The organism is Qipengyuania sp. SM2507, from assembly GCF_053714505.1.
On the sequence record NZ_CM132307.1, the window covers coordinates 2,037,148 to 2,048,415 of the forward strand.

The 11,268-nt window shown below is 64.3% G+C and carries 11 protein-coding genes and 1 tRNA gene; 5 read left to right on the forward strand and 7 right to left on the reverse strand.

Features of this window, described 5'->3' with window-relative positions:
• Positions 1-88 precede the first annotated feature (88 nt).
• Genes ACWIKC_RS09925 through ACWIKC_RS09940 form a run of 4 tightly spaced genes read right to left on the reverse strand, consistent with a single transcriptional unit; the run spans position 89 to position 4,729 of the window.
• Positions 89-1,285 (reverse strand): ABC transporter permease, encoded by a 1,197-nt coding sequence (locus ACWIKC_RS09925; protein WP_454597342.1) that lies wholly within the window; start codon positions 1,283-1,285, stop codon positions 89-91.
• A gap of 8 nt (positions 1,286-1,293) precedes the next feature.
• Complete coding sequence (locus ACWIKC_RS09930; protein ID WP_454597343.1) at positions 1,294-2,013, reverse strand: ABC transporter ATP-binding protein; 720 nt, start codon at positions 2,011-2,013, stop codon at positions 1,294-1,296.
• Complete coding sequence (locus ACWIKC_RS09935) at positions 2,010-3,326, reverse strand: efflux RND transporter periplasmic adaptor subunit (protein WP_454597344.1); 1,317 nt, start codon at positions 3,324-3,326, stop codon at positions 2,010-2,012. The genes ACWIKC_RS09930 and ACWIKC_RS09935 overlap by 4 nt, the downstream gene beginning before the upstream one ends.
• Positions 3,323-4,729 carry an efflux transporter outer membrane subunit gene (locus ACWIKC_RS09940; protein WP_454597345.1) on the reverse strand — a complete coding sequence of 469 codons (1,407 nt, stop codon included), beginning with the start codon at positions 4,727-4,729 and terminating at the stop codon, positions 3,323-3,325. The genes ACWIKC_RS09935 and ACWIKC_RS09940 overlap by 4 nt, the downstream gene beginning before the upstream one ends.
• Before the next feature lie 211 nt (positions 4,730-4,940).
• Between ACWIKC_RS09940 and ACWIKC_RS09945 the strand changes: the two genes are divergently transcribed.
• Positions 4,941-5,978: a S66 peptidase family protein gene (locus ACWIKC_RS09945; RefSeq protein WP_454597346.1), complete on the forward strand. Its 1,038-nt coding sequence runs from the start codon at positions 4,941-4,943 to the stop codon at positions 5,976-5,978.
• A 275-nt stretch (positions 5,979-6,253) separates the two neighbouring features.
• Here ACWIKC_RS09945 and ACWIKC_RS09950 read toward each other — a convergent pair whose 3' ends face one another.
• Together ACWIKC_RS09950 and ACWIKC_RS09955 are read right to left on the reverse strand one after the other, a co-directional pair.
• On the reverse strand, positions 6,254-6,733 hold the full coding sequence (locus ACWIKC_RS09950) for a DUF983 domain-containing protein (RefSeq protein WP_454597347.1): 480 nt from the start codon (positions 6,731-6,733) through the stop codon (positions 6,254-6,256).
• A gap of 212 nt (positions 6,734-6,945) precedes the next feature.
• Positions 6,946-7,203, reverse strand: a complete 258-nt coding sequence (locus tag ACWIKC_RS09955) for a hypothetical protein (RefSeq protein WP_454597348.1) — start codon at positions 7,201-7,203, stop codon at positions 6,946-6,948.
• A 62-nt stretch (positions 7,204-7,265) separates the two neighbouring features.
• Here ACWIKC_RS09955 and ACWIKC_RS09960 point away from each other — a divergent pair, with 62 nt between their 5' ends.
• The 3 genes from ACWIKC_RS09960 to ACWIKC_RS09970 are packed head-to-tail and all read left to right on the forward strand — an operon-like array spanning position 7,266 to position 9,591.
• The gene (locus tag ACWIKC_RS09960; RefSeq protein ID WP_454597349.1) at positions 7,266-7,586 is read left to right on the forward strand and encodes a helix-turn-helix domain-containing protein; all 321 of its coding nucleotides are present in this window, start codon (positions 7,266-7,268) and stop codon (positions 7,584-7,586) included.
• The gene (locus ACWIKC_RS09965) at positions 7,583-9,259 is read left to right on the forward strand and encodes a SulP family inorganic anion transporter (RefSeq protein ID WP_454597350.1); all 1,677 of its coding nucleotides are present in this window, start codon (positions 7,583-7,585) and stop codon (positions 9,257-9,259) included. The genes ACWIKC_RS09960 and ACWIKC_RS09965 overlap by 4 nt, the downstream gene beginning before the upstream one ends.
• Before the next feature lie 26 nt (positions 9,260-9,285).
• The gene (locus tag ACWIKC_RS09970; protein ID WP_454597351.1) at positions 9,286-9,591 is read left to right on the forward strand and encodes an alkylphosphonate utilization protein; all 306 of its coding nucleotides are present in this window, start codon (positions 9,286-9,288) and stop codon (positions 9,589-9,591) included.
• A 416-nt stretch (positions 9,592-10,007) separates the two neighbouring features.
• On the opposite strand, the gene ACWIKC_RS09975 is transcribed toward ACWIKC_RS09970, so the two are convergent.
• A tRNA-Ser gene (locus ACWIKC_RS09975) sits at positions 10,008-10,098 on the reverse strand.
• A 159-nt stretch (positions 10,099-10,257) separates the two neighbouring features.
• Here ACWIKC_RS09975 and ACWIKC_RS09980 point away from each other — a divergent pair.
• Entirely contained in the window at positions 10,258-11,268 is a 1,011-nt protein-coding gene (locus ACWIKC_RS09980) for a peptidylprolyl isomerase (protein WP_454597352.1), read from the forward strand.

Here is an 11,268-nt window from a genome sequence, read left to right on the forward strand (position 1 = left end):
CTTGGCTGTCGGAACCGCGGCCTTGGCGGTTGCTCCGATCCGCTCGTCGATCTGCGACGGCACGTCTACGCGACCTCCGCCGCGGCGCTCATTCGTGCCGCAGCGCATCGATCGGATCCAGTTTCGATGCGCGGCGCGCCGGGTAGTAGCCGAACAGGATCCCCATCGCGGCGGAAAAGACGAAGCTCAGGATGTTGATCATCGGATCGAATACGAACGGAACATCGATCAGCCCGGCAAGGCCCCATGAGAACAGAAAGGCCAGGCCAATCCCGAGCAGGCCGCCGAAGCAGCACAGCACCACCGCCTCGGTCAGGAATTGTAGCCGCACCTCACGCGCAAGCGCACCGATCGCGAGTCGAATGCCGATCTCGCGGGTCCGCTCGGTCACCGAGACCAGCATGATGTTCATGATCCCGATCCCGCCGACCAGCAGGCTGATCGAGGCGATCACCGCCACCATCGCGGTCAGCGCGCCCGTCGCCGCGCCCAGCGCCTGATTGACCTGCGCGGTGTCGATGACGTTGAAATCATTGTCGGTTCCGACCTGCAACAGCCGCCTCTCGCGCAGCAGCTCGACCAGCGAATCCTGAATTGCCGCGCTCGAATAGGCGGCATCGTATTTGATCACGAAGCTCTGGATATTGTCGCTGCCGGTGAAGCGCCGTTGCACCGTCTTGAGGGGCATCATCACGACATTGTCGGCATCCTGCCCGCCACCACCCTGACCGCGCTCCTCGAGCACGCCGATGACGGTGCACGATACCTGGTCGAGCCGCAGTTGTTCGCCGAGCGGGCTGGCACCAGGAACGAAGATCGCCGCAACCACCTTGGGGCCGACCAGGCACACGTTCCTGCCGCCGCTTTCCTCTTCCCGAGTGAAGGGGCGGCCCTGCGCGATATCGATCGTCTGGGCACGCAGATAGGCGTTCTCCACCCCCTCGACACTCGTCGACCAGTCCTGCCCGTTGTTGAACGCGGTCGTGGGGGCAGTCACGCTGCCCGCCGCCTCGACCACGCCCGCAATCTGGTTGCGGACAGCCTCGATGTCGTCGCGATCGAAGGGCCGCGGCCTCCCCCTGTCGCCGCCGGTCGGGAAGACGATAAAGACGTTCGAACCGAGCGAGGAAATCTCCTCCTTCACCGAGGCGGTCACGCCATTGCCCAGCGTCACCATGGTGATCACCGCGGCAACGCCGATAATGATCCCCAGCGTGGTCAGGAACGAGCGCAGCAGGTGGCGCCGGATTTCGCGAAAGGACAGCAACAGGGTGGCGCCGAACATGCCGAACATCAGAGCACTTCCGCCGCGCGCTTGGCCAGATTGCCGCGCTCGACCGATTCGACCAGCCCGTCGCGGAAATGGACGATCGTGTTGGCGAAGGCGGCCATTTCCTTCTCATGCGTGACCATGATGATGGTTATGCCCTCGCGGTTGAGCCGGGTCAGCAGCTCCATGATCTCGATCGAGCGCTCGGTGTCGAGATTGCCGGTCGGTTCGTCGGCCAGCAGGACATCGGGCTGCGTCACCAGCGCCCGGGCGATGGCCACGCGCTGCTGCTGGCCGCCCGACAATTCAGCCGGGGTGTGATCGGCCCACGGCACCAGTCCGACCTGATCGAGCGAGCGCAGCGCGGAAAGACGCCGCGCCTTCTTGGTCTCGCCGCGATAGAGCAGCGGGAGCTCGACGTTCTCGATCGCGGTGGTGCGCGACAGCAGGTTGAACCCCTGGAACACGAAACCGAGGTATTTGCGCCGCAGCAGGCTGCGCTGGTCGCGATCGAGCGATTGCACCTCGACCCCGTGAAACCGGAATATCCCCGCCGTCGGGACATCGAGGCACCCCAATATATTCATCGTGGTCGACTTGCCCGAGCCCGAGGGGCCCATGATCGCCACGAAATCGCCGCGCTCGATCGTGACATCCACGCCCTTGAGCGCCTGGAACGCCGCCGCGCCCTCGCCGAAGGTCTTGGTGATCCCCACCAGTTCGATCAGCGGCGCTTCGCTCATGGAGCGTTGGCCTCGATCCCGGTCACGACTTCCATGCCGGCCTTCAGCTCGTCCGATCGTACGACCGTCAGCCGCCCGTCGCTCTGCCCGGTCACGACCTCGATCGCTTTGAGCGTACCATCGGCCTGCGTCACATAGACCTGCTGCCGGCTTCCGACCCCGATAGTGGCACGCTGTTCGTTCTGCTCGAGACCGATCGAAGGGTTGAGGACGCCGCCGCCCTCCTCCTGCTCCGCATCCTCGGGCCTGAAGCGCAATGCGCTGTTGGGAACCAGCAACCGCCGCCCGGTGCTTTGGGTGGCGATGGTCGCGGTCGCGGTCATCCCGGGGCGCAGCAGGCCTTGCGGATTGTTCACCGAGAGCCGCGCCTCGTAGCTGATCACCGAATTGGCCTGCGCGGCCGCGCTCGCCTGCTGGCTCGCCTCGGACGCGGTGTTGCTGCTCGCCTGATCGACCCGCTCGACCACCGCCGGAAAGCGGCGCCCCGGATAGGCATCGACCGTGAAGCTGGCTTTCTGCCCTTCGTCGACCTGACCGACATCGGCCTCGTCGATCGCCACCTGCAGCTGCATGGCAGAAAGGTCTTCGGCGATGATGAACAGCGTCGGTGTGCTAAAGCTGGCGGCAACCGTTTGCCCCGGCTCGACCTGCCGCGCCAGCACGATACCCGCGACGGGTGAACGGACCACCGCGCGGTTGCGGTTCGTCACCGCGGAGGACAGTTGCGCCTCGGCAGAGCGGACGTTGGCCTGTGCGGAAGCCACGGTGGCGTTGCCCCGCCGCACAGCCGCTTGTGCCTGTTCGAGCTCGACCTGCGATGGCACCCGTCCGTCGGAGATCTTGAAAACCTCGCGGAACCGCGCGAGCTGCGCGCGGTCGACGTCGAGCGTCGCGCGCGCTTCCTCGACCCGGGCACGGGCGGCGTTGAGATTGGCCTGCGCCTGGGTGATCTGGTCCTCGATCACATCGGTGTTGATCTGGGCGAGAACCTGTCCCGGGACGACGCGATCGTTCACATCCACCAACACGCGATCGATGCGTCCCGACACTTCCGAACCGACCTGGACCTGGTTGGTCGGCCGCAGATTCCCCGTCGCCGTCACTGTGAGGTCGAGCGAGCGCAACACCACTTCCTCGGTGATATAGCCGGGCGCCTCATCGCCCCCGACGCAGCGCGAGACCAGCAGCGCCAGGATCACCAGGACCAGCGCCGGCAGCCAGAACTTCATCCAGCGACGCCAGCGCGGGCGCGGCTTCTCGCCCAGGAATTCCTCGATATCGCCGTTGTCTTGGGTCGGCACAGTCTCGCTCATCGCGGAGTTCCTTCGTCCATATCGTCAGGCTCGCCATCCCAGCCGCCGCCCAGCGCCTGCGTGAGGCGAACGAAGGCGCTCGCGCGCTCCACCGCGCTCGACGCCAGCGAATTGCGCGCGGAGAGGAGCTGGTTTTCGGCCAGCAGCAGCGTCTCGAAATCGATCAGCCCGGTTTCATACTGGCTGCGCGCCAGGATCGCCGCGTTCTCGGCCGCCTCCAGCGCGACGGCGAACAGGGCGACGCGCGCGCGGGCAGCGCGCAGGTCGACCGCGGCGCTTTCCACTTCTTCGAGCGCGCGCAGGATCGTCTGCTCCCAATTGGCGAGAGAACCCTGAGCCGCGGCCTCCGCCGCGTCGATCTGCGCCCGCGTTCGGCCGCCGTCGAAAATCATCTGGCTGATCCCGGCAAGCAGGCCACCGGTGATCGTGTCGAAGAGACTGCCGAGCCCGATCGAGCCGGTACCGATATTTCCGGTCAGTTGCACCAGCGGCAGCAGCTGGGTCCGCGTGAGACCGATGCGGGCGCTGTCGGCAATCAGCGCTGCCTCGGCCTGGCGAACATCGGGTCTTTGCCGCAAGACCTCGGCCGGGGCTTCGAACCCGATGCTCTCCGGGGGTACCGGGATCGCGCGCGCATCTGCCTCGAACAGGGAAAGCACCCGGCCCGGCGGCTCGCCGATAAGCGTGGAAAGGGCGTAAGTGCGGGCCGCCAGCTCGGCTTCCAGCGCGGGGATGATGGCGGCGGTTTGCGCCCGCTGCGCGCGCGCCTGTTCCACATCGAGGCTCGAGACCAGCCCAGCCTCGCGGCGCCAGACCGCGATCTGGAGATTGTCGTCCTGGACCGTCAGAGTTTCGCGCGCGATTCCCAGCCGGACCGCGCTCCCACGCGCGGATACGGCGATCTGCGCGACTTGCCCGACGATCAGCCGCTGCACATCGGAGAGCGCGTATCCCGCCGCGGCGAGTTCCGCGCGCGACACCGCCACATTGTAGCCGATCCTGCCGAACAGGTCGATTTCCCACTGCGCATCAGCGCCGAGCGAGAACCCGAAATCATCGTCGGCGAAATCGCCGATATCGCGCCGGACCCCGGCATTGCCGTCCAGCCGCGGCAAATAGCCCGCCCGTGCCTGACGCACGCCTGCCCTCGCCTGCGCCAGGCGCGCGGCGGCGATGGCAAGGTCGCGGTTCTCGACGATCGCCAGTCCGACCAGCTCGGTGATCAAAGGATCGCCCAGCAAGGTCCAATATTGCGCAGTGTCCAGCGTGACCGGCGCCGGGTCGGCGACCCAAGATGAAGGAACCGAGATAGCCGTCTCGGGAGCGGTTTCGAGAGCCGTCGGCGTCGCGCACCCAGCCAACACCAGCGACAGCCCTGCGACCACTGCAATTTGTCTCTGCAACCCCTGCCCCTTCTTCGTCCGAAACGGCCTTAAAGACTTGGGCGTCGAAGGGAATACTTTTTTGCCCGCGGTCATGTCCGGTCTGGACCTTCCTCCAGCCCTCGCACCGCCGCACCACGGGCATGCGATGCAAACGCCGAGCGAACAGCGAAGCCGGACTCTTCGGTTGCTGCAAGGGTGGCGAGCGGCAACGCCGCTGCTATGAGCGGCTATGCCCGACAGACGCACCATCATCCAGGGCCTCGGCGCGCTTCCGGCGGCGCTTGCCCTGCGCGCGGTTCCCGCGGGTGCCCGCACTCCGCGCAAGCCGCCGCGGATCCGGCTCGGCGACACGGTGGGGCTGGTGGAGCCTGCCGGTTTCAGCGACGATCCGGCGCAGATCGAGGCGGTCGAGAACACCATCCGGGCGATGGGGCTGGTTCCCAGGGTCGGCGCTCATGTCGGAGCCCGCCACGGCTATCTCGCGGGCACCGACCGGCAACGCGCCGCCGACCTCAATGCGATGTTCGCCGACGACGAGGTGCGCGCGGTCTTTGCGGTGCGCGGTGGTTGGGGAAGCGCGCGGCTGCTGCCCTTCCTCGACTGGAAAACCATCCGCGCCAATCCCAAGCTGCTGATCGGCTTCAGCGACATCACCGCGCTTCACCTCGCCTTTGCGGAACGGGCAGGATTTCCCACGATCCATTCGCCCAATGCCGGCAACAGCTGGCAGGAAATCAGCTGGAACAGCCTGTGGCACCTCGCCTTCGCCGGCGCGACGCCGACGTTTCGCAACCCGCAGATCAGGACCGATGACCCGATCGCGCAGGAGCGCTGGCGCACCGTCGCCATCCGCTCGGGAAAGGCGCGCGGGCGGCTGCTCGGCGGCAATCTCTCGGTGCTCACCGCGCTGGTGGGGACGCCGTGGCTACCCGATTTCGACGGCGCGATCCTGTTTCTCGAGGACACGGGCGAAGCTCCATACCGCATCGACCGGATGCTCAGCCAGCTGGCGCTTTCCGGCATTCTCGGCAGGGTCGCAGGGGTGGTCTTCGGCCGGTGCACGCGCTGCGGATCAAGGGTCGAGGACTACATCGGCTTCACCATTCCCGAGCTTCTCCACCAATATCTCGCCCCGCTCGGGGTGCCGGCGTTCTATGGGGCGAATATCGGCCACATCGCCAACCAGCTCAGCCTGCCCGTCGGGGTCCGGGCGGAGATCGACGCCGACCTCGGAAGCATCCGGATATTGGAGCCGGTCGTGGCCTAGGTCACGAGGCGATACCCACAACCTGCGGGCGGTCGACCTTATCCGAATCTTCACCCAAGACTTCGGGATAGAACCGATCTCCGCAGTTCATGACGCGACTTATCTGTCGTTTCTACAAGGAGCGTGGAGCGATTGGCGCGCAGCTGGCCGAACGGGACCTCTCTCCGGTTCAGGTGCAATCCAAGAAATCTCGAGAATTGGCGGCCGGATATGAATACAGATCATTCCCAGCGACGCGAACCGGTTCGATACAGATGCAGAGCCAGATTCGAATGCTATAGCTCGGTTTTGTCGGACGTAGCGCCTGCGCGCTCAGTGCGAAATCCATGCATGCCGAACCACCACTGCAAGGCAATTACGGCCCCTTTTGCTGGCTGAAGTAGTGCGATCAGAAGCAAAACGGCAAGGGGAATGATTATCGCCATGAGTGCTGCAATCGAAAGGCCTGTATCGCGGGTCAGGGCGATGATGAGTGGCGCCAGAAGATGTCCAGTTACCAGGATCGAGAGATAAGCCGGAAAGTCATCCGCTTGCTGATGGGTCAGGTCCAGTGAGCAATGGGGGCAACGGGCGATCGGCTTGAGGAATCGCCTGAACAGTCGCGCCTCGCCGCAGCGAGGGCATTTTCCACGCAGACCGCGCAGGATCGCCGCCCAGCCCGAGGCGGGCAGGACGATGCTCCCGGTCGCCGGTGGCGACTCGTGAGCGGGAATGAAGTCTGGCTTTTCCCGAACCATTTCAGATGGCGTTTGCATGCAATCGGGCCTGCAACATCCCAAGGAAGGCATGCGAATTGTGATGCAGCAATAGCGTTCGGCGTCCCATGAGGGACACCGGCATCGCATCGTCATTTTCCGCCGCTATGGTCGGCCCGGCTTTTCGCCTGCAAGAATGTCCGTCCGGTCGGGCGCGCCACGCAGGCGGACCCATGGACCCGTCCATCATACTGATCCTCCAGCTACTCGTATCAGTCACGGTGAGAGTCTTGATGTTTGCCCTGGTCGATGACCCCGGCGATTTCGGACATCAGCTCTGTTGCCTCGCTCGGGCCGAGGGCAGCCTCGCACAGCGATCCATCGGCATGATGGAACGTCAGAACCACTCGATAATTTTCCGGATCACGAGGGATCAGCCGCAGATGGGCGTTTACGCCGCTGACGGGCAGGCTCGTGCTAGCGGTGCTGTGCTTGGGAAGATCTGATTCAGTGAATACCATAACGGACATATACAGACTTTACTTCGATTGTTAAGATTGATAAATGATGTATAAAGCATCATAGAGTACAAATGATCACATCACAGCAAATGCGCGCCGCCCGCGCGCTTCTCGGGCTTGACCAGCGACAGCTTGCCGAACTCGCCGGCCTGTCGCTGCCGACCATCCAGCGAATGGAGGCTTCCGACGGTCAGGTGCGCGGCGTCGTCGATACCTTGGTCAAGGTGATTACCGCACTCGAGACCGCGGGAATCGAGCTGCTGGGCGAGAATGCGCCAAGCAGCGGCCTTGGCCGCGGAGTTCGCCTGCATGAGCCGGGCGCTGGCGGCCGCAGCGGTCGCGGGCAGTCTATCCTTTACGACAAACCCGCCACCGGTGAGCCTGTCAGGTGACGACCAATACCTTCACTCCCAAGCTGATAACAACGCTTCGGGAGGGGTATACGGCCAGCACATTCCGGGCCGATACGATTGCCGGTCTCACCGTTGCCATCGTGGCGCTCCCGCTGGCCATGGCGCTCGGCATCGCCAGCGGCGCGTCCCCCGACAAGGGTCTCATCACCGCCGTTGTCGCAGGCTTGCTGATTTCAGCGCTCGGAGGCTCGCGCGTCCAGGTCGGAGGCCCCACCGGCGCCTTCGTCGTCGTCATCTTCAACGTCATCGCCCAGCATGGCTATGACGGCCTGCTGATCGCCACGCTCCTGGCAGGGCTGATCCTCATCGCTGCTGGCGTCTTTCGGCTGGGTCAGATGATCAAGTTCATTCCGCATCCCGTTGTGACCGGTTTTACGGCGGGTATCGCGGTCATCATCGCCACCACCCAGGTGCAGGATTTCCTCGGGCTATCGATCACGGATGTCCCTGCGGAGTTTGTGCCCAGATGGCAGGCCTACTTCACTGCCATGTCGAGCATCAGCTGGGCAACGCTCGGGGTGGGTGCGGCGGCGCTCGCCATCATTGTCGGCCTGCGCAAGCTTGCACCCAAATTGCCGGGGTTCCTGATTGCGGTTGTAGTGAGTTCAGTCGCCGTAATCGTGCTCAATCTTCCAGTCGATACCATCGGTTCGCGCTTTCCCGATATGCCTTCCGGCTTGCCGATGCCGTCGCTCCCCGAAATTTCGCTCACCAAGATCACCGCGGTGTTGCCTTCGGCATTCACCATTGCCTTCCTGGCCGGGATCGAGGCCCTGCTCTCGGCAGTGGTGGCAGATGGCATGGCCGGGACGCGGCACCGCTCCAACCAGGAGCTGATCGGCCAGGGTATCGCCAATCTGGGCTCGGCCGTGTTCGGGGGCCTGCCTGCGACCGGTGCCATCGCCCGCACGGCTACCAATATTCGTGCCGGCGCCAAGACCCCGGTCGCGGGGATCCTGCATGCCGTCTTCCTGCTGCTGTTCATCCTGTTCGGCACCGAGCTGATGGCATTCGTGCCCATGGCAGCACTTGCTGCAATCCTGTTCATGGTCGCCTGGGGGATGAGTGAATACGAGCGCTTCCTTGCGCTGCTGCGCATGCCCGGCAGCGACCGGATCGTGTTGCTGCTGACCTTCGGCCTGACCGTGCTGGTCGATCTCACGGTGGCGATCGGCGTCGGCGTGACGCTGGCCTCGCTGCTGTTCATGGCGCGCATGGCCGAGGCGTTCGAGGTCGATACCAGCGGCAGGCAGGATATAGACCTCGATGACGAGGACGCGGATCAGCGCGACTCGCTTCCGAAGGGCGTCGAGGTGTTCCGGGTCAACGGCCCGTTCTTTTTCGGGGTCGCGGGTGAGCTTCTTACTACTCTTCGCAATGTCGGCGCTTCGCCCAGGGTCATCATCCTGCGGTTGAAACTCGTGCCTTTGCTCGATGCCAGCGGGCTGCGCGCTCTTGAGGAGTTTGTCGAACAGGCTCACATCGTCGGCGCCCGGATCATTCTCTCCGGCCTTCGGTCGCAACCGCGATCGATGCTCGAGCAGGTGGAGCTTGGCCGGGGCTCGGGCGAGGTTTTTTATGCCGCCAACTTCGCTACCGCCCAGACTCTGGCCCTCGATCTGCTCGAACAATCCGAAGCGCCGAGCCAATGACAATTGCAGCAGGATTGGAGAATGCGATGAGCGACGATGATTACATCTATGACGAGGAAACCGGCGAATGGATGCCCGCGTCCCAACTGGCCGAGCGCAAGGCCGCCACCGACAGTGTGGAGGTGCTCGATGCGGTGGGCAACCTACTGGCCGATGGCGACCAGGTTACCCTGATCAAGGACCTGGAGGTCAAGGGTGCGGGGCAAACGATCAAGCGCGGGACGCTCATCAAGGCTATCCGGCTGACCGGTGATCCTCAGGAGATCGACTGCCGCTACGAAGGCATCAAGGGCCTGGTTCTGCGCGCGGAATTTGTCCGCAAACGGAGTTGAAAAAATGGTCGGCCAACCGCTCCCGGCTTTGGGCGGAGGTTTCTCAATAATTTGTCCAATACGAACGGCCGCTCCCGGGGCGATTGAGCGAGCGAACCTATGACTGGAGTTGGGCGCGTAGCCGCCGTCCATTCGTCATTGACTATTGATGCCTACGCCCACACCGCCCTCACGCGGCTCGCCCTTGTCGGCATGGACTTGCGCTGCCTGCAAATCTGGGCGGGTCACTCCGATCCGAAGATCACCGCCGAACGATGTGTCCACACCCGCGCCGACGACCTTGTTTGCGGACTGGACATTCTCGATGGCTCGGGTCCCACTAGTCCTGCTAGCCCGACTTTCAGGGAAGCTGCCGCTAAACGTGCCAACCGTGGCACACCGGCGCTTCAGTAACCCACGGAAAAATAAGGAATTGTTGGCGGAGCGGGTGGGATTCGAACCCACGATGAGCTTTTGACCCATACACACTTTCCAGGCGTGCGCCTTCGACCACTCGGCCACCGCTCCGCATCCCGGTTTCGGAAGGCGCGCCTCTAGCCGGGTTGATATGCTTGCGCAAGGCGTGCGCGGCGGGGATGGCAGCATGACCGGGGGACTGCCGCGTCGGCCTGCCCTGCCCCGGCATTGGCGATTGTGCGCGGCTGCGTTCCGTGCGAGCTTCGCGGCATGATCCGAACTGCCGTATCCGCGCTCGCCGCCCTCGCGCTCGCCCTTCCTCTCGCCGCGCAGGAGGTGCCGGCGTCGGTCGTACTCGCGCCGGGTGAGATCGTCGCTGCCGCCGCGCCGCAGGACTGGACCCTCATCGCGCCCAACGATCTGCTGGTGATGACACTCGCGCCCGCCGCCGACGGCACCGCGCGCGAAGTCGTGATCCAGTTGATGCCGCCGCCCTTCTCGCAAGGCTGGGTGGACAACATCCGCATGCTGGCGCGCGCGGGCTGGTACGACGGGATCAGCGTCAACCGGGTGCAGGACAATTACGTCGTCCAGTGGGGCGATCCCAATGTCGACAATCCGGAAGCCGATGGAGCCGCGAAACCGTTGCCCGAAGGGCTGCGCGTGATGGGCGAGAATGACTACCTTATAGATTATACCCCGGTCGCCATACTTGGTCAGCGCCGAGGAACCAGTAGATCCTCCACCCGGCCACCAACGATCTGGCCGTTACGCGTCGGACCGTATGGAAAAACAACTTTCTCGCTGGGATGGCCCATCGGCGTTCATATGCAACCAGAAGAACCTGGATTGCTGTACCCCGTCCACTGCTACGGAATGGTCGGCGTCGGCCGCTCCTATTCCCCCGATACAGGATCGGGCGCCGAACTCTACACCGTGATCGGCCATGCACCGCGCCATTTGGATCGCAACATCGCGCTGGTCGGTCGCGTCGTGGAGGGGATCGAGCATCTCTCCAGCCTGCCGCGCGGCACGGGCGCGCTGGGGTTCTACGAGGACCCGGCTAAACGCGTCCCGATCCGGTCGATCCGGATCGCCAGCGACCTGCCCGAGGGTGAGAAGCCGCGCTTCGAATATCTCTCCACCGAGAGCGAGAGCTTCGCGCGCTACGCCGAAGCCCGCGCCAACCGGCGCGATCCCTTTTTCATCGTACCCGCGGGCGGCGCCGATATCTGCAATATTCCCGTCCCGGTACGTCGCGTGGTGGCGGACGGAGAATAG